Annotated in this window: 15 protein-coding genes; 5 read left to right on the forward strand and 10 right to left on the reverse strand. The window is 58.4% G+C overall.

Annotated features, from left to right (window positions below; translation table 11 throughout):
• Positions 1 to 643: 643 nt before the first annotated feature.
• Positions 644 to 3,538: a ribonucleoside-diphosphate reductase subunit alpha gene (locus KVG95_RS25975; protein ID WP_217858424.1), complete on the forward strand. Its 2,895-nt coding sequence runs from the start codon at positions 644 to 646 to the stop codon at positions 3,536 to 3,538.
• 284 nt (positions 3,539 to 3,822) lie between these two features.
• On the opposite strand, the gene flgE is transcribed toward KVG95_RS25975, so the two are convergent.
• The 6 genes from flgE to KVG95_RS26005 form a co-directional block, all read right to left on the reverse strand.
• Positions 3,823 to 5,136 (reverse strand): flagellar hook protein FlgE, encoded by a 1,314-nt coding sequence (gene flgE, locus KVG95_RS25980; protein ID WP_217858425.1) that lies wholly within the window; start codon positions 5,134 to 5,136, stop codon positions 3,823 to 3,825.
• 30 nt (positions 5,137 to 5,166) lie between these two features.
• The gene (gene flgD / locus KVG95_RS25985; RefSeq protein WP_052966599.1) at positions 5,167 to 5,856 is read right to left on the reverse strand and encodes a flagellar hook assembly protein FlgD; all 690 of its coding nucleotides are present in this window, start codon (positions 5,854 to 5,856) and stop codon (positions 5,167 to 5,169) included.
• Positions 5,857 to 5,871: 15 nt separating this feature from the next.
• Entirely contained in the window at positions 5,872 to 6,315 is a 444-nt protein-coding gene (flgC, locus tag KVG95_RS25990) for a flagellar basal body rod protein FlgC (RefSeq protein WP_008071781.1), read from the reverse strand.
• Between the two features lie 3 nt (positions 6,316 to 6,318).
• Positions 6,319 to 6,726, reverse strand: a complete 408-nt coding sequence (gene flgB / locus KVG95_RS25995; protein WP_217858426.1) for a flagellar basal body rod protein FlgB — start codon at positions 6,724 to 6,726, stop codon at positions 6,319 to 6,321.
• Between the two features lie 359 nt (positions 6,727 to 7,085).
• On the reverse strand, positions 7,086 to 7,913 hold the full coding sequence (gene cheR / locus KVG95_RS26000; RefSeq protein ID WP_052966597.1) for a protein-glutamate O-methyltransferase CheR: 828 nt from the start codon (positions 7,911 to 7,913) through the stop codon (positions 7,086 to 7,088).
• Between the two features lie 46 nt (positions 7,914 to 7,959).
• On the reverse strand, positions 7,960 to 8,892 hold the full coding sequence (locus KVG95_RS26005) for a chemotaxis protein CheV (protein ID WP_052966596.1): 933 nt from the start codon (positions 8,890 to 8,892) through the stop codon (positions 7,960 to 7,962).
• An 81-nt stretch (positions 8,893 to 8,973) separates the two neighbouring features.
• On the opposite strand from KVG95_RS26005, the gene flgA reads away from it, so the two are divergent.
• The 4 genes from flgA to KVG95_RS26025 all read left to right on the forward strand — a co-directional run bounded on the left by flgA (position 8,974) and on the right by KVG95_RS26025 (position 11,579).
• Positions 8,974 to 9,735 carry a flagellar basal body P-ring formation chaperone FlgA gene (gene flgA, locus KVG95_RS26010; RefSeq protein ID WP_217858442.1) on the forward strand — a complete coding sequence of 254 codons (762 nt, stop codon included), beginning with the start codon at positions 8,974 to 8,976 and terminating at the stop codon, positions 9,733 to 9,735.
• Between the two features lie 166 nt (positions 9,736 to 9,901).
• Positions 9,902 to 10,228: a flagellar biosynthesis anti-sigma factor FlgM gene (gene flgM, locus KVG95_RS26015; protein ID WP_217858427.1), complete on the forward strand. Its 327-nt coding sequence runs from the start codon at positions 9,902 to 9,904 to the stop codon at positions 10,226 to 10,228.
• Positions 10,229 to 10,276: 48 nt separating this feature from the next.
• Positions 10,277 to 10,744 (forward strand): flagella synthesis protein FlgN, encoded by a 468-nt coding sequence (locus KVG95_RS26020; RefSeq protein ID WP_217858428.1) that lies wholly within the window; start codon positions 10,277 to 10,279, stop codon positions 10,742 to 10,744.
• 88 nt (positions 10,745 to 10,832) lie between these two features.
• The gene (locus KVG95_RS26025; RefSeq protein ID WP_217858429.1) at positions 10,833 to 11,579 is read left to right on the forward strand and encodes a flagellar brake protein; all 747 of its coding nucleotides are present in this window, start codon (positions 10,833 to 10,835) and stop codon (positions 11,577 to 11,579) included.
• Between the two features lie 63 nt (positions 11,580 to 11,642).
• Here KVG95_RS26025 and KVG95_RS26030 read toward each other — a convergent pair whose 3' ends face one another.
• The 4 genes from KVG95_RS26030 to KVG95_RS26045 form a co-directional block, all read right to left on the reverse strand.
• A complete protein-coding gene (locus KVG95_RS26030) occupies positions 11,643 to 13,037 on the reverse strand; it encodes an MFS transporter (RefSeq protein ID WP_217858430.1) in 1,395 nt (464 codons plus the stop codon).
• 71 nt (positions 13,038 to 13,108) lie between these two features.
• Positions 13,109 to 14,350 (reverse strand): glutamine synthetase family protein, encoded by a 1,242-nt coding sequence (locus KVG95_RS26035; RefSeq protein ID WP_201121232.1) that lies wholly within the window; start codon positions 14,348 to 14,350, stop codon positions 13,109 to 13,111.
• A 196-nt stretch (positions 14,351 to 14,546) separates the two neighbouring features.
• Positions 14,547 to 15,239 carry a sensor histidine kinase gene (locus KVG95_RS26040; RefSeq protein WP_217858431.1) on the reverse strand — a complete coding sequence of 231 codons (693 nt, stop codon included), beginning with the start codon at positions 15,237 to 15,239 and terminating at the stop codon, positions 14,547 to 14,549.
• Positions 15,236 to 16,840, reverse strand: coding sequence for a tetratricopeptide repeat-containing response regulator (locus KVG95_RS26045; protein ID WP_052966588.1), 1,605 nt, complete (start codon positions 16,838 to 16,840; stop codon positions 15,236 to 15,238). Before KVG95_RS26045 ends, KVG95_RS26040 begins: the two co-directional genes overlap by 4 nt.
• Between the last annotated feature and the right edge of the window lie 43 nt (positions 16,841 to 16,883).

Consider the following 16,883-nt stretch of genomic DNA (forward strand, 5'->3'; position numbering starts at 1 on the left):
GATTGTATAAACGGCGCACGTCTGGAACACAAGCGGGTAAATGCGTTCGGACACGACGGTTTTTTGTGATAGGGTTCGCGCCCTTAAAAATCCGAATGACTGTTTTCAATCGCTGAAAATCAGTGAAAAACAGTCCGCTCCAGCTAGGTCGCGGCCTACACGCTCGTTCCACCTTTCACACACAATTTACGCACAGGTTTATCCACAGGTAGAACGTTGCAACACCCTCAAAAACGCATTATCTTGTACCTCGGCGCTAAAAAAACCCTACATGTAGGGTTTTAGCTTAAAAGCCCAACCACATTTCAGACCAGAAACTCAAGCGCTTTATTGCCTGTTTATGGTTGAACCAAGCACGATTTTACAAGCCCAAACCGCCTGTGCGGATGGCACCGTTTTTTCAGGCCAGAACAGCCAGAACGGTACGGGTGTTGCAGTCAAAACTGGCACCCCAGAAAGGAATCCGGCTTCGAGCCCAGGCTCGCGGCCAAAGACTTCGGCAAGGAAGCGGCATCATTAGCCTTCTTCCTACTGTCCCGAAGTTGTTATGCCCGACGCCACGTCGGTTGTAGTGCTTCAGGACAGAACGGTGGGCACCGTAATGGTGCCCAAACAAACATAGAGAATGTGGAGACAACCCCCCATGCAAACCGACACAACTCGCGAGAACCCGCAGGGCACCTTGCCGCAGGCCGCCGATTCGAATTCGGATCTGTCCGCCACCGCGCCTGGCCAACTGCGCGTGATCAAGCGTAACGGGACTGTCGTTCCTTACACCGATGACAAAATCACCGTCGCCATCACCAAAGCGTTTCTTGCAGTTGAAGGCGGCACCGCTGCCGCTTCGTCGCGCATCCACGACACCGTTGCTCGCCTGACCGAACAGGTCACCGCGACCTTCAAGCGTCGCATGCCATCGGGCGGCACCATCCACATCGAAGAAATCCAGGACCAGGTCGAACTGGCCCTGATGCGTGCCGGCGAGCAGAAAGTTGCCCGCGACTACGTGATCTACCGCGACGCCCGTTCCAAGGAACGCGCTGTACGCACACCTGCCGAGGACGCAGTACAGGCTCACCCATCGATTCGCATTACCCGCGCTGATGGCAGCCTTGCACCTCTGGACATGGGTCGTCTGAACACCATCGTCACCGAAGCGTGCGAAGGCCTGGAAGAAGTCGACGGCGACCTGATCCAGCGCGAAACCCTGAAGAACCTGTACGACGGCGTGGCCCTGACCGACGTCAACACCGCTCTGGTGATGACCGCCCGTACGCTGGTCGAGCGTGAGCCGAACTACTCGTTCGTGACCGCCCGCCTGCTGATGGACACCCTGCGTGCCGAAGGCCTGAACTTCCTGGGCGTCGCCGAGAGCGCGACCCATCACGAGATGGTCGACCTGTACGCCAAGGCGCTGCCGGCGTACATCGCCAAAGGTATCGAATTCGAATTGCTGAACCCGGTTCTGGCGTCCTTCGACCTGGAAAAACTCGGCAAGGCAATCAACCACGAGCGCGATCAGCAGTTCACGTACCTGGGCCTGCAAACCCTGTACGACCGTTACTTCATCCACAAGGACGGTATCCGCTTCGAACTGCCGCAAATCTTCTTCATGCGCGTGGCCATGGGCCTGGCGATCGAAGAGAAGAACAAAGAAGACCGTGCAATCGAGTTCTACAACCTGTTGTCGTCCTTCGACTACATGTCCTCGACCCCGACCCTGTTCAACGCCGGTACCCTGCGTCCACAGTTGTCGAGCTGCTACCTGACCACCGTGCCGGATGATCTGTCGGGCATCTACCACGCGATCCACGACAACGCCATGTTGTCGAAATTCGCGGGCGGCCTGGGCAACGACTGGACGCCGGTTCGTGCACTGGGTTCGTACATCAAGGGCACCAACGGCAAATCCCAGGGCGTTGTACCGTTCCTGAAAGTAGTGAACGACACCGCCGTCGCCGTTAACCAGGGTGGCAAGCGCAAAGGCGCTGTGTGTGCTTACCTGGAAACCTGGCACATGGACATCGAGGAGTTCATCGAACTCCGTAAGAACACCGGTGATGACCGTCGTCGTACCCACGACATGAACACCGCCAACTGGATCCCTGACCTGTTCATGAAGCGTGTCTTCGATGACGGCCCATGGACCCTGTTCTCGCCATCCGAAGTTCCGGATCTGCACGACCTGACCGGCAAGGCTTTCGAAGAGCGTTACGAGTACTACGAAGCCCTGTCCCAGTACCCGGGCAAGATCAAGCTGTTCAAGACCATTCAGGCCAAAGACCTGTGGCGCAAAATGCTGTCCATGCTGTTTGAAACCGGCCACCCATGGCTGACCTTCAAAGACCCGTGCAACCTGCGCAGCCCGCAGCAGCACGTGGGCGTGGTTCACAGCTCGAACCTGTGCACCGAGATCACCTTGAACACCAACAAGGACGAGATCGCCGTTTGCAACCTGGGCTCGATCAACCTGCCGAACCACATCACCAACGGCAAGCTGGACACCGCCAAGCTGGAACGCACCGTGAACACCGCCGTTCGCATGCTCGATAACGTTATCGACATCAACTACTACTCGGTGCCGCAAGCGAAGAACTCCAACTTCAAGCACCGTCCGGTCGGTCTGGGCATCATGGGCTTCCAGGACGCTTTGTACCTGCAGCACATCCCTTACGGTTCCGACGCTGCCGTCGAGTTCGCCGACAAGTCGATGGAAGCGGTCAGCTACTACGCGATCCAGGCGTCCTGCGACCTGGCCGACGAGCGCGGCGCTTACGAGACGTTCCAGGGTTCGCTGTGGTCCAAAGGCATCCTGCCGCTGGATTCGCAACAGATCCTGATCGAACAGCGCGGCCAGCAGTACATCGACGTTGACCTGAACGAAACCCTGGACTGGGCACCGGTTCGCGCCCGTGTACAGAAAGGCATTCGTAACTCCAACATCATGGCCATCGCACCGACCGCGACCATCGCCAACATCACTGGCGTGTCGCAGTCGATCGAACCGACTTATCAGAACCTCTACGTGAAATCGAACCTGTCGGGCGAATTCACCGTGATCAACCCGTACCTGGTTCGCGACCTCAAGGTTCGCGGTCTGTGGGACTCGGTCATGATCAACGACCTGAAGTACTACGACGGTTCGGTACAGCAGATCGAGCGCATCCCGCAAGAACTCAAAGAGCTCTACGCAACTGCGTTCGAAGTGGACACCAAGTGGATCGTTGACGCGGCCAGCCGTCGTCAGAAGTGGATCGACCAGGCTCAATCGCTGAACCTGTACATCGCCGGCGCTTCGGGCAAGAAGCTGGACGTGACCTACCGCATGGCCTGGTACCGTGGTCTGAAAACCACTTACTACCTCCGCGCTCTGGCCGCAACCAGCACCGAGAAGTCGACCATCAACACCGGTAAGCTGAACGCTGTTTCCAGCGGCGGCAACCACGGTGACGACTCGGTCCTGGCTGCTCCTGCCGGCCCTGCTCCAGTGCCGAAGGCGTGCGCGATTGACGAGCCGGATTGCGAAGCCTGCCAATAAGCTGAGCGGGTGAGCGCTGAAAGGCGCTTACCTCGACAACCCCCGATCAGTCCTCTGGATTGGTCGGGGGTTTTCTTTTGCCTTGAGGAACGTGGTGGCCCGACTGACACCATCGCGAGCAGGCTCGCTCCCACAGGGATTTGTGGTGTTGCATAGATTCAATGTGGGAGCGAGCCTGCTCGCGATGAGGCCAATACAGACAACCACGATGTCAGTGCCTGAGACAAATCCAGGCCATAAAAAACCCCTCTTGCGAGGGGTTCTTTATGCAGCGTTATCAAGCATCAGGTCATCTGGATGATGGTCTGCATGATGGTGCTCTGGGTGGAGATGGTCTTGGCGTTTGCCTGGTAGTTGCTCTGAGCTTTGATCAGTTCGACCAATTCGTTGGTCAGGTTGACGTTGGACTCTTCCAGGGAGTTGGACACGACCGAACCCAGAGTGCCGGTTGTCGGCGCATCGACACCCGCCACGCCTGAGGCGAAGGTTTCTTTCCAGCGGGTACCACCGATCGGCTGCAAGCCTTGCTCGTTGGCGAAGCTGGCGACTGCAACCTGGCCGATTGCCTTGGTTTGCTGGTTGCTGAAGTTGGCGGTCATGACGCCGGTGGCGTCGATGGTCAGGCTGGAGATCTGGCCGGTGGCGTAGCCGTCCTGAAATTGCTGGGTACGGGCCGTCGGCGAGTTGTAGGAGGTGGTTTTGGTCATGTCAAAGCTCACACCACCAGTGGCTGCAACCGAACCGTTAGGACCCCAGACGTTCGGCGTTACGGTGGCATTGGTCACCACGCCAGGCACCCAACCGGTCAGCTGGAACGTTTTGCCGGTCACAGCAAAACCGGTACTGCCAGTCATGGTGTTGACGGTACCGTCAGAGTTGAAGGTGACGGTGGCAGTCACTGGCACCGGTGGTTCAGTGGCCGGGTTGGAAGGCGAACGACCGTCTACGTAGGTGTACATGGTCCATGCGTTAGTACCGGTTTTCACGTAGTACTGATCCAGGGAATGCTGGTTACCCTGGCTGTCGTAGATCGGGGTGGAGATCGGCTTGTTATAGCTCAATGGCTCGGCCGGGTTGAACGGCGTAACGGTCGGAAGGGTTTCCGAGGAGTTCAGGTTCATCGTCTGGTCGACGCGAGTGGTTGCCTTTGGCGACAGGCTTGAGGTGTCGATTTTCAGGTCGGTCAGTACGCCATTGATGATCTTGCCGTTGGCATCAACGCCATAACCCTGCAAACGGTTGCCGTTGTTATCGACCACATAGTTTTCAGCGTCAGTCTTGAACGCACCGGCACGGGTGTAGCTCAAGGAACCGTTGTCGCTAAGGATGAAGAAGCCGTTGCCCTGGATGCCCATGTCGAGCACGTTGCCGGTGTTGTTCACGTCGCCCTGGCCGAACTGCTGGGAAACGTTGGCCAGACGCACGCCGTTGCCGACGGTCTTGCTGCCGGTACCCAGGCGAGTGGCCGAGTACACGTCTTCGAATTCTGCACGGGAGGATTTGAAACCGGTGGTCGCGACGTTGGCGATGTTGTTGCCGGTCACGTCCAGTTGTTTGTTGGCTGCATAGAGACCGCTAAGGCCGATATTGAAAGACATATTCCACTCCTTGTGCCGTGTTAGTCGGCTCTATATACCAATGGTTTGTACTTTGGACAGGGCAACGCTGCCCATGCCTGCCAGGTTCAGCATCAACTCACCGCCAGTCTGGCTGATGGTCACACTGTTGACCGTTGCCGGCAGGTAAGTAATCAGTGAGGTGTTTGTGCTGTCGATGGTGGTCGACGCGCCGAAGGTGTAAGTACCCGCCGGTGCCACCGCGCCCGCATCGTCCTTGCCGTCCCAGATGAAACTGGCGTTACCGGCACTTTGACTGCCCAACTCGAGCGTACGGATGGTCTTGCCTTCCGAGTTGGTAATCTTGACGGTGGCGGCGGCAACCGAGGTTGGCACCACGATGGTCCCGTTGAGGCTCTTGGAGGTGTCGACCACCGCTTTGTCGGTCTGCGCGATGACCGAACGGCCCACCAGTGAAGAAGCCTGCAAGGCTTGCGAGGAGCTGTAGCTGCTGGCAAGGCCGCTGACCGTATCGTTCAGCGTGGTGATACCTTCCAGGCTACTGAACTGCGCCAACTGTGCCACGAACTCGCTGTTGTCCTGAGGATCGAGCGGGTTCTGGTTTTTCAGCTGAGTCACCAACAGTTGCAGGAACGCGTCCTTGCCCAGCGACTGACCGCCGGTAGCGGCCGAGGTCAGGCTGTCTTTGGTGGTAGGGGTCTGGACCGAAGAGTTGGCCAGAACATCGCTGATAATGCTCATATGAATCGCCCCTTATCACTGACCGAGGGTCAGGACCTTCTGCATCATGGTTTTGGCGGTATTCATCATTTCGGCGTTGGTCTGGAACGAACGGCTCGCGGAAATCATGTCGGCCATTTCTTCGACGACGTTGACGTTCGGGTAGTAGACGTAGCCCTTGCCATCGGCAGCCGGATGGTTCGGCTCGTAGCGCGCTTCAAGGTTGCTCTGGTCTTCGACCACGCCCAGCACTTGCACGCCTTGACCGGCCGCGTCCTGGTTCTGGAACAGCGAATCGCTGCCGCCGCTCTGGCCGCCCTGGAACATGGTGGCGAATACCGGGTGACGGGCACGGTAGGTCTGGTCGATGCTCGACGAGACGGTCTCGGCGTTGGCGATGTTCGAGGCGACGGTGTTCAAGCGAGTGGTCTGGGCACTCATGCCGCTACCGGCGATGTTGAAAACACTGGCAAGGGACATGACTTACTCTCCACGCAGGGCTGATACCAGCCCTTTGAATTTACTGTTGAGCAGGGTGAAGCTGGCCTGGAAGTTGACCGCGTTTTGCGCGTAGTTCGACTGTTCCAGTTGGGCGTCCACAGTGTTTTGGTCGATCGACGGTTGCATCGGCGTGCGATACATCAGCGACTCGTCGCCATTGCCCAAGCCTTCAGCTTCGATGTGACGGCTGTTGGTCATGTTCAAGGCGAACTTGCCGTTTTTGGTCTTCTCGTTCTGCTCGGCGAGCACTTTCGAGAAGTCCAGATCCCGAGCCTTGTAGTTCGGGGTGTCGGCGTTGGCGATGTTGTTGGCCAGGACTTCGGCACGCTGAGCGCGGAAGCCCAGGGCTTGTTCGTGGATACCGAGCGCTTTATCGAAGCTGATGCTCATGTCGGGAAACCTTCGGGTGACCTGATTTTCGTACGATGGATATAGCAAGCGGCGTGCCAATTCAAAAAAGCCCGTAAACCGGGGCTTTGCGCGCGGTGGCAAGACGGCAATGCCAGAAAAGCGGCAACCGGTTTCCGCCGCCTGCCGCTTTTCTGCCGCTTGTAACTGGCAACGACTATCCAATGTGGGAGCGGGCTTGCTCGCGAAGGCGTCGTGTCAGTCGACATTTGCTTTGACTGGCATACCGCATTCGCGAGCAAGCCCGCTCCCACATTGGATTGTTGTAGGTTCAGGGAAATCATCAGGCACAAAAAAACGGGAGCCCCCTGAGGACTCCCGTTTTTTATGCCGTCAACGAATCACTTCGCCTTGTAAATGATCCCCGGGCTGCACTGGACCATCTGGTAATGATCCGGCAAACCGTTCAGCGCTTCGGACGCGCCAAGGAACAGATAACCGCCCGGCTTCAGCGTGCTGTGAATGCGCAACAGGATGTCTTTCTTCACCTCGGCGGAGAAGTAGATCAGCACGTTGCGGCAGAACACGATGTCGAACTTGCCCAGGCTCGCGTAGCTGTCCAGCAGGTTGAACGAGCGAAACTCCACCCGGCTCTTGATCGGCGCCTTGATGGCCCAGCGTCCCGGCCCTTTCGGGTCGAAGTAACGCTGAAGGCGCTCGGGCGACAGACCGCGACCGATGGCCAGGCTGTCGTACTCGCCGGTCTTGCAGTTGGTCAGCATAGTGCCGGACAGGTCCGTGGCAACAATCTGCACGCCCATTTTCAACTGGCCCATGTTGACCCGCTCGAATTCATCGATGGACATCGACAGCGAATAGGGTTCCTGGCCCGACGAACACGCTGCCGACCAGATCCGCAGGCGCTGGCCGGGGGCTGCCTTGATCGCTTCGGGCAATACCTTGTTCTTCAAGACTTCAAACGGATAGGTGTCACGAAACCACAGGGTTTCGTTGGTGGTCATGGCATCCACTACCATCTCGCGCAAACCGCTACGTGGCTGGGTCTGGATGCGCTGAACCAGCTCACCCAGTGATTTGATGCCCTGCTGTTCCATCAGTTTGTTGAGACGGCTCGAGACCAGGTATTGCTTGTTTTCACCGAGCAAAATGCCACAGGCTTTTTCCAGGAAGACCCGGAACTGTTCGAAATCCAAATTACCCGTAGACAAAGATGCCGCCTCTTAAATCGTGTTGACCGCCAGGGGCAAAAGGCCCCTAGCTGTTATCTGCTGCTTTGATCCGGTCGACTACCCGGGATGCCAGGTCATCAGGACGGAATTTGGCCAGGAAGTCATCGGCACCGACCTTCTTGACCATCGCCTGATTGAATACACCCGACAACGAAGTATGCAGGATGATATGCAGCTTTTGCATGCGCGGGTCGTTGCGGATTTCGGCCGTCAGGGTGTACCCGTCCATCTCCGGCATCTCGATGTCGGAGATCATCATCAGGAACTCGTCTTCCGGCTTCTTGCCCTCGTCGACCAGCTTGCGCAGGTAATCCAGCGCTTGCCGACCGTCGTTCAACGCCACCACTTCGACTCCGACCGTTTGCAGGCAACGGCTCACCTGCTTGCGCGCCACCGATGAGTCATCGACCGTCAGCACCCGCAAGGACAACGCCTTGTGCTGAGTCTCGACATCCACCACGCCCACCGAAATCGCTTCCGGCGTCGGCGCCACTTCCGCCAGCACCTTTTCGACGTCGATGATTTCAACTAGCTGATTGTCGACCCGAGTCACCGCCGTCAGGTAGTGATCGCGCCCGGTGCCCTTGGGTGGCGGATGAATCTCCTCCCAGTTCATGTTGACGATGCGCTCCACCGACCGAACCAGGAAACCCTGGGTCTTGGTGTTGTACTCCGTGATGATCACGAAGGGATTGCTTTGATCTTTCAGCGCTCCGGAACCGGTCGCCATCGCCAGATCCAGAATCGGAATGGTCGCCCCCCGAATATTCGCCACACCGCACACGACAGGACTGGACTTGGGCATCAGGGTCAGCTTGGGGCATTGCAGCACCTCGCGAACCTTGAACACGTTGATCCCATACAGCTGCTGGCCGTCAAGACGGAACAACAACAGCTCAAGGCGATTCTGCCCTACCAGTTGCGTGCGCTGGTTCACCGAATCCATTACACCAGCCATGCCCAGACTCCTACACCAACGCTAAGTGTGTTGCGACGCACATTCATCACTAAACGGCACGGCGCTTGCTTTTTAACTCTTATGAACACAGAACCGACATTTTTCCGACACCTGACACTAACCTGTCGCAGATTGCTCTGCGCAATGTCGGCCGCTTGCCTGTTCAACGCTGGCAGCCCTGCCCTTGCTGACGCGGTTACCTTGCCTGACATGCTTATCGGCGTCACTCAGGGCTTTCTTGAATTCACCGTAGAAGACTATCTGGCGACGAGTCAAACGCAAGGACGCTATGAGATCGAGGTCAACCAACTCGATCCGCGCCTGCGCATGCCCATGTGCGACAAGGAATTGACAGCCACCCTTGAGAGCCCGGCGAGGCCTCTGGGCCGGGTCACGGTCAAGGTTCGCTGCGAGGGCGCTTCCCCTTGGACAGTCTTCGTACCCGCTCAAGTACGGCTGTTTCGCGACATCGTGACCACCACCCGTCCGCTCAAACGAACAGGGATTATCGAACCGCAGGACGTGACCCTGCGCGAGCGCGATATCAGCTTGATAAATCAGGGTTTTCTGACCTCCGTCGATCAGGCGATCGGACAAAAACTTACCCGACCAATGGTCGCCGATCAGGTCATTACCCTGGTGCACCTCGAACAGGCGGAAGTGATTCGCAAGGGCGATCAGGTGGTGATTACCGCCCGCAGTGGTACGCTCAGTGTACGTATGCCGGGTGAAGCGCTGTCCAACGGCGGCATGAGCGAACAGATTCGCGTGAAAAACCTTAACTCCCAGCGGGTCATCAAGGCGCAAGTTACCGCGCCCGGCCAGGTGGAAGTGGCCATGTAAGGATCTCTGTTCGTGAAAAAATGGCGCACTACTCGCCTGTTCCCTAAACTGTGCCGCATGCAGGACACGCGCTGGCGCATGCAAGCTCATTGATAAATGGGCCTAAAGTTTTCCGGGGGAGAGCCGAAAACATGGCAAGCGTCCAAATACCCAGAGGTTTTTTGTCATGGTCATCGATTTCAGTCGTTTAAACAGCTCCTCGCCACTTACGGGCAGTACACGTACCAGCGCTGCGAAGGAAACCGCCGAAGCCGGCCAATCCGCGCCGCTGAATACCCCGGCCGAACAGGCTGGTACCACCAAAAGCGGGGAGTCGGTACACCTCAGCAATGAGGCTCAGCAGTTGCAGAAGGTCACTGACAAGCTGCGCGATCAGCCTGCCGTCGACAAAGCCCGCGTGGCCGAGTTGAAAGCAGCGATTGCCGATGGCAGCTATAAAGTCGACAGCAACCGTGTAGCCAGCAAACTGCTCAACTTCGAAGCCCAGCGCTAGGCCACGGCCCGCGCCAGGCTTTTGGACGCTTAAAACCCAAGGCCAGCCATGCACGACACTAATTTACTGCAACTGATCATCGACGACTTTGCCCCGGCGCAACACCTGCTGGAGCTGCTGCAAACCGAGTCCCTCGCGCTGCACGGTCGCGACATGCCACTGCTTGAAGAGATTCTGGCGCAGAAACAGGCATTGATCATTTTGCTTGAGCAGCATGGCCGCAAGCGCAGTGAAATCCTCGCCAGCCTCAACCTGCCGCCCAATCGTCAGGGCCTGGAGCAACTTGCCAGCCATTCGAGCATTGGCGACCAGTTGCTGGCACAGAGCGACGTGCTGACCGACCTCCTGGCCCAGTGCCAGGCCGCCAACGTGAATAATGGCCAGTCGATTCTGGTGCAGCAGGCCGCCACGGCCAACCAGCTGAAAATCCTCACCGGCGGCGAGCCACCAGCGCTCTATGATGCCCGCGGTTCAACCTCCAAACTCGCAAAACCACGCCCGCTCAGTCAGGCTTGAGCCTTTCAATGAGCACGCTCTATCAAGACGCGAAACATGCTGGCAGAATGCTAGCCAGTAGTCATATTTGTCTGGAGATTGATGCCCCGTGTTCAATGCCTTAAACGCGGAAGATGCTCCGCAGCCACCCAAGGTGCTCACCACGCCCCTGGAAATCTCCGGCAATCTGCGTCAGCTGCAAGACAGCCATGACCCGCTGATCATCACGTTCCATGAGCGCAGCCAGCGCTTCCAGAGTTATCTGGTGGACATCGACCGTGACAGCAACATGATCGCCCTGGACGAAATGATCCCCCGCGACGGCGAACGCTTTTTGTTGGCCGGCGAGCCGTTCAAGGTCGAAGGCTTTCACGACGGTGTACGCATCGCCTGGGAAAGCAATGGCCCGCTGACCATCGACGAATCCGGCGATGGCCGTTGCTACCGTGGCGCGCTGCCCGATGAGGTGGTTTACCACCAGCGCCGCAATGCTTTCCGCGCTGCGTTGAAGCTGGCGCAATTGGTCAATGTCGATCTGGGGGGTGACAAACTCAAGTCGCCCGTCAGCGGCAAACTGCTAGACATCTCAGCCACCGGCTGCAAGTTACGCTTCGAGGGCGACATCACCGCCAGCCTGCAACTGGGCCAGGTCTACGACCGCTTCGTCGCCGCCCTGCCCTTCGGCAGCATGACGGCACCGGTCGAACTGCGTTACCTGCACTTCGAAGAGAAGATCAACACCACCTTCGCCGGCGTGCGTTTTCACAACATGAGCGGCCTGGTGCAGCGGCAGGTCGAGCGGTTCGTCTATCAGCTTCAGCGCGAAGCGCGGCGCTTCGATAAAGACGATTTCTGATTCGCCGCCCCTATAAAAAACGGGCAGTCCCTTGCGGTGACTGCCCGTTTTTTTATGCCTTGATCAAGGCCTCGCTTCGGTAAAGCTTTGCTCGCGCCCCGTGTCAGGGTCTTCTGATTCCGAGTCTGTTTCTGTTTCTGTTTCAACTTCTGATTCGGGCTCGGCATCCGGATTGAAATCAGCTTCCGGGTTGACCGGGTTCTGCATCTGATCCTGCACCACCTGCTCATCGACTCGCGGGTCAAGACAAGCGACCAGTGGCGAACTCGACATACTGTCCGGCATGGCCACGTGATGCAGTGGAGCATCGTCTACCTGATGCAGGTTGGTGACCGCTTTCGGGCGGATTCGCCACACCAGCACCAGGGCGAAGAAGCTGAAGAAGGCATAGAGCATCTGACTGCCGAATAGCTTCATCAACACCCCGGCCACCAGCGGTCCGATACTCGCGCCGACACCGTAGGTCACCAGCAGCATCGCCGTCAGCGACACCCGGCGATCACCCTCGACGTGGTCGTTGGAGAATGCCACCGCCAACGGGTACAGGCAGAACTGCACCAACGAACAGAAAAACCCGGCGATGAACAGCACCTCCAGCGGCACCTGCTGCATGATTGCCAGCGGCAACGCAGCCAGCGCCAGGCTGAACGCGAAGCAGCGGATCAACAGCGCCCGGTCATAGCGATCCGACAGCCAACCCAACGGCCACTGCACCACTAAGCCTGCAAAAATGCAGCTACCCATGAACAGACCGACCTGTTCGGTGGACAGCCCTTGCTGCGAGGCATACAGCGGCGCCAGACCGTAGAACGAACCGACGATCAAACCTGAACCCAACACCGTACTCAGTGACTGCGGCACACGCTTGATGAAGAATCGTGGCTCCATCGGCGCCGGGTGCAAAGGCGCCGGGTGAATCCGCCGCGTCAAGGCCACCGGCACCAGGCACAGGGCGAAGCACAGGGCAACCAGCATCAGCAATTCCAAGCCCAGGCCCGGATGCATGACCAGAATCAGTTGACCCAGCACCAACCCCAGGTACGAGGCGATCATGTAACCGCTGAACACCACGCCACGCTGCTTGGCTTCTGCCTGCTCATTGAGCCAGCTTTCGATCACCATGTACTGGCACATCATGCCCAGGCCGACGATCACCCGCAGGAACAACCACGCGGGCAACCAGTCCACCAAGCCATGGCCCAGCACTGCCGCGCCAACGATCCCGGCGCAGGCTGAATAAGCTCGAATATGCCCGACCCGGGCAATCAGCCGGTGGCCGATCTTGCCGCCCAGCACCAGGCCGAAATAGTTGGCTGCCATCAACGCACCGACCCACAGGCTGTCGACGTTATCGGCCGCCAGGCGCAGGGCAAGGTAAGTACTCAACAGGCCCGAGCCGATCAACATCATCAGCGAGGCGAAATACAGCCCCCGAAAAGATTTCAAGATTTGGCGCATCGGCTTTCCGAGCGGCTCCTTGCAGTGAGTATCGGGCTATCGACAAACGATAGCCCGACGGCGACGGGTCGTCAGGCCTGGGCTGCTAGAACACGCCGTTCCCAGGGAGTAATTTCATCAAAGAAGCTGGTCAACTCCATGGTCTTCGAAGCGATGTAGCCTTCGATGAACTCCTTGCCGAACAGTTCCTTCGCCAATTGGCTACGTTTCAGACGTTCGAGAGCGGCATGCAAGGTACACGGCAACGAAAGATTATCCGGCACAACGAACTCACCCTGGATCGGCTCGCTCGGCTCCAGTTTGTTTTCGATGCCATACAACCCCGCGGCCAGGCTCGCGGCGATCGCCAGATACGGATTGGCATCGGCCCCCGGCAAGCGGTTTTCGACCCGACGAGCGACCGGTGAACTGGCCGGAATGCGCAGCCCGGCCGCGCGATTGTCGTGGGACCAGCAGGCATTGTTCGGCGATGCGAAAGGATGGCACAGGCGCTGATAGGAGTTCACGTTCGGCGCAAACAGCGCGGTGAAATCCGCCAGGCCGGCCTGCTGACCACCGATAAAATGACGGAAGGTCGCGGTCGGCTCGCCGGCCTTGTCGCTGAACACGTTACGCCCGGTGCCGATCTCCACGATGCTCTGGTGAATATGCATCGAACTGCCCGGTGTGTGGGCCAACGGCTTGGCCATGCAGACCACGGTCAGGCCATGCTTGAGCGCCACTTCTTTGAGCAGATGCTTGAACAACAAGGTCTGGTCGGCCAGCAGAAGCGGATCGCCGTGCAGCAGGTTGATCTCGAACTGGCTGACGCCCATCTCGTGCATGAAGGTATCGCGCGGCAAGCCCAGCGCCGCCATGCATTCGTAGACTTCATTGAAGAACGGCCGCAAGCCGTTATTGGAACTGACGCTGAACGCCGAATGACCGTCCTCACGACGACCGTCCAGGCCCAGTGGTGGCTGGAAGGGTTGCGTCGGGTCAGGGTTGGGCGCGAAGACGAAGAACTCCAGCTCGGTCGCCACCACCGGCGCCAGACCGAGAGCGGCGTATCGAGCGATCACGGCCTTGAGTTGGCCGCGGGTCGACAACGGCGAGCTCTCGCCAGTCAGCTCGTCTGCATCGCAAATGGCCAACGCCCGAGGCTGCTGGCTCCAGGGCAAGCGGTGGATCTGCGCGGGATCAGGCACCAGCGCCAAGTCGCCATCATCACTGCCGTAAAAGCGCGCCGGCGGATAACCGCCCATGATGCATTGCAGCAGCACTCCCCGCGCCATCTGCAAACGCCGCCCTTCAAGAAATCCTTCGGCGGTCATCACCTTGCCGCGTGGTACGCCGTTCAGGTCCGGCGTGACACATTCAATCTCATCAATGCCCGTCAATCGCTGCGCGAGTGAACGATGGCCATCGGTTGTCATGACGCAATCCTTGTTGTACGAGCCGCGAACGGCGACTCGTACAAAATAGGCTCCGGCTGTTCGGAATATCAAGCAGCGTCAAACAAAAAGATATTCAGGGAAGGTAAAGGCTGAACACGCCGCCGCCCAGTGGGCCGCCGTTGCTGATTTCTGTGCGTCCGCCCACGCCATTGCGCTGATGCAACGCGGCAATTCGCCCGGCAAAGTACAGGCCCAGGCCGGTGCTGCCACTGCTGTGATTGATGCCCTGCACGTAATCGGCCTGACGCCCGATCATCTCGGCTGGATAACCCTCGCCATCGTCATTGATGGTCAGCACCAGTTGCCCGGCCTCGTCGCTGACGCTGATCAACAAGGCATGGCGGGCGTAACGAATGGCGTTGTTGATGCAATTGGCAAGCACCGAGGCAATGAGCTCACGATCGAAGAAACCCAGCGGGCTCAACGGGTCCACTTCATAGGTCGCGATAATGCCGCGGCTGGCGAACACTTCTTGATGAGCCGCCAGTTGCGCCTCAATGAAATCATCCAGCTCATGGTAGGCCGGTTGCAACGGCATCTGGTTGACGCCGAGTTTGTACAGCCCCAGCAGCTGCACCAGCATGCCATTGAGGTGGGCAAACTCGAAGTCGATCACGCCCTGCTCCGGGGTGTGCTGCTCCGGATCGGGCAGGCGCGCCAGCCATTGGCTGTGCGCCTGCATCAGCATGGCCAGTGAGTTCTTCATGTCATGCACGGTGGAGGCAATCACCGTGGAAAAGTCGAGTGACGGTTCGCTGTCGATCATTCGCCGAACGCCTTGATTTTCAGTTTCTGGTAGCGCGGATAACGCGCGTCGGTATCGGGCATCAGGCCGACGGTTTTCAGGCAGGCGCGACATTCTTCCAGTTCGGCCGACGGCACGCTGGTGTCGGTGCCATGCAGCAGCGACTGCGCCATGTTCAGGGCAATACTGATGTTTTTCGGCTGCAGTGCCAGGGCTTTGCGGAATACATCCCGGGCTTCCACCAGGTTGCCGGTCTTGTACACCCGCACGCCCTGACGGTTAAGGTCGGCGGCCGCGTTGCCGGAGTTGAGGATGGTCGGGTCGTCGGTCAGCTTGGCGATGCCTTTCATCACGGTCGGATCGTCGCCGTAGATCTCCGCACAGTTTTTCAGCATCGAAGCGCCGGCACTCGCCTGCCCGAGCATTTGCAACTGCTTGGCCACCAGCAGCGCCGCTTCGGCGCTCATGAACTGCTCCATGCCATCGAGGCGCATCATCGCCTGTTCGGTGAGCTTCTCGGCGGTTTCAGCATCGTTGAGCAGCAGGCTGGTGGCTTTCATCAGGCGCGCACGAATTTGCAAGCCGGGATCGGAAGGATTCTCCTTCGCCACCGCACTCAGCGTTGTGTTGATTTCAAGGCGGGTCCGGGTGTCTAGCCCCTTCTCACTGCCTTTGCTGATCAAGGCATGGGCCAGGCCGAGGTTGCTTTCCGCATCCTTGAAACGTGACTGCGCCCCTTGGGCCACGGCCTGTCGATAAGCTTTGGAGGCGGTATCAAAATCCTCGTTGGCCATCGCCAGCTTGCCCAGCAACGCTTGCCGGCGCACCGCCAGCGGCGACAGGCGAATAGCCTCTTCCAAGACTCTCTGCGCCCCCTTGGTGTCCCCTTCGGCGACCAGCACATCGGCCATGCCATCGTAGAGGGCCGGCATCATCGGGAAAACTTTCAGGGCTTTTTCGTAAATGCCTTTGGCCTGGCTGACCTGACCACGCTTGAACAGCAACTGGCCCAACCCGGCAAACGCCCAAGGCAAAGGCCGATCAGCAATGATGCTGTCATAGAGACGCTCCAGCGCTTCGTTCTGGTTCAAGTCGCGCAACGCATCGGCGCGGTAACGCAGGCACAGCGGCGAATAACGAATGTCCTGTTTGCACAGGGCGATGCAAGCATTGAGCACTTCAACCGGTTTGCCCCGGTCAAGGGCTTGCAGGATCGGTTTGAGCAAGGTTTTGCGCTGCTCCAGGCGCTCCAGGCGCTGGGCCAGGCCCGAACGGTTGAACGGCTTGGTCAAGTAAGCATCAGGCTCATGTTCCAGTGCGCTGAGCACCATGGCCTGGCTGGTTTCGGCAGTGACCATGACAAACACGCTTTCATGGCTGATCAGCTTCTCGATCATCAGGTCTTCAAGCACCTGCTGACCGTTCTTTTTGCCATCGCCCAGGTGGAAGTCCTGCAGGATGAAATCGTAGGACTTCTGCGAGCACATGCGCAGCGCCTGTTCACCGGTATCGGCGGTATCGACGTCCTTGACGCCCAGCTCCCGCAGCATGGACCTGACGGAACTGCGGAAATCCGAGAAATCATCGACGATCAGAAAACTCTTTTGGTGATACGACAGCATCGAAGATTTCCAGGCAATTAAGAAGAACAACCCAAAGGCAACC

This window comes from Pseudomonas farris (assembly GCF_019145235.1).
GTDB lineage: Bacteria > Pseudomonadota > Gammaproteobacteria > Pseudomonadales > Pseudomonadaceae > Aquipseudomonas > Aquipseudomonas farris.

Bases quoted from the DNA above. Each gene is read 5' to 3' on its own strand.
- KVG95_RS25975 (WP_217858424.1), top strand. From the start codon at position 644: ATGCAAACCGACACAACTCGCGAGAACCCGCAGGGCACCTTGCCGCAG.
- flgE (WP_217858425.1), bottom strand. From the start codon at position 5,136: ATGTCTTTCAATATCGGCCTTAGCGGTCTCTATGCAGCCAACAAACAA.
- flgD (WP_052966599.1), bottom strand. From the start codon at position 5,856: ATGAGCATTATCAGCGATGTTCTGGCCAACTCTTCGGTCCAGACCCCT.
- flgC (WP_008071781.1), bottom strand. From the start codon at position 6,315: ATGTCCCTTGCCAGTGTTTTCAACATCGCCGGTAGCGGCATGAGTGCC.
- flgB (WP_217858426.1), bottom strand. From the start codon at position 6,726: ATGAGCATCAGCTTCGATAAAGCGCTCGGTATCCACGAACAAGCCCTG.
- KVG95_RS26005 (WP_052966596.1), bottom strand. From the start codon at position 8,892: ATGGCTGGTGTAATGGATTCGGTGAACCAGCGCACGCAACTGGTAGGG.
- flgA (WP_217858442.1), top strand. From the start codon at position 8,974: ATGAACACAGAACCGACATTTTTCCGACACCTGACACTAACCTGTCGC.
- flgM (WP_217858427.1), top strand. From the start codon at position 9,902: ATGGTCATCGATTTCAGTCGTTTAAACAGCTCCTCGCCACTTACGGGC.
- KVG95_RS26020 (WP_217858428.1), top strand. From the start codon at position 10,277: ATGCACGACACTAATTTACTGCAACTGATCATCGACGACTTTGCCCCG.
- KVG95_RS26030 (WP_217858430.1), bottom strand. From the start codon at position 13,037: ATGCGCCAAATCTTGAAATCTTTTCGGGGGCTGTATTTCGCCTCGCTG.
- KVG95_RS26035 (WP_201121232.1), bottom strand. From the start codon at position 14,350: ATGACCGCCGAAGGATTTCTTGAAGGGCGGCGTTTGCAGATGGCGCGG.
- KVG95_RS26040 (WP_217858431.1), bottom strand. From the start codon at position 15,239: ATGATCGACAGCGAACCGTCACTCGACTTTTCCACGGTGATTGCCTCC.
- KVG95_RS26045 (WP_052966588.1), bottom strand. From the start codon at position 16,840: ATGCTGTCGTATCACCAAAAGAGTTTTCTGATCGTCGATGATTTCTCG.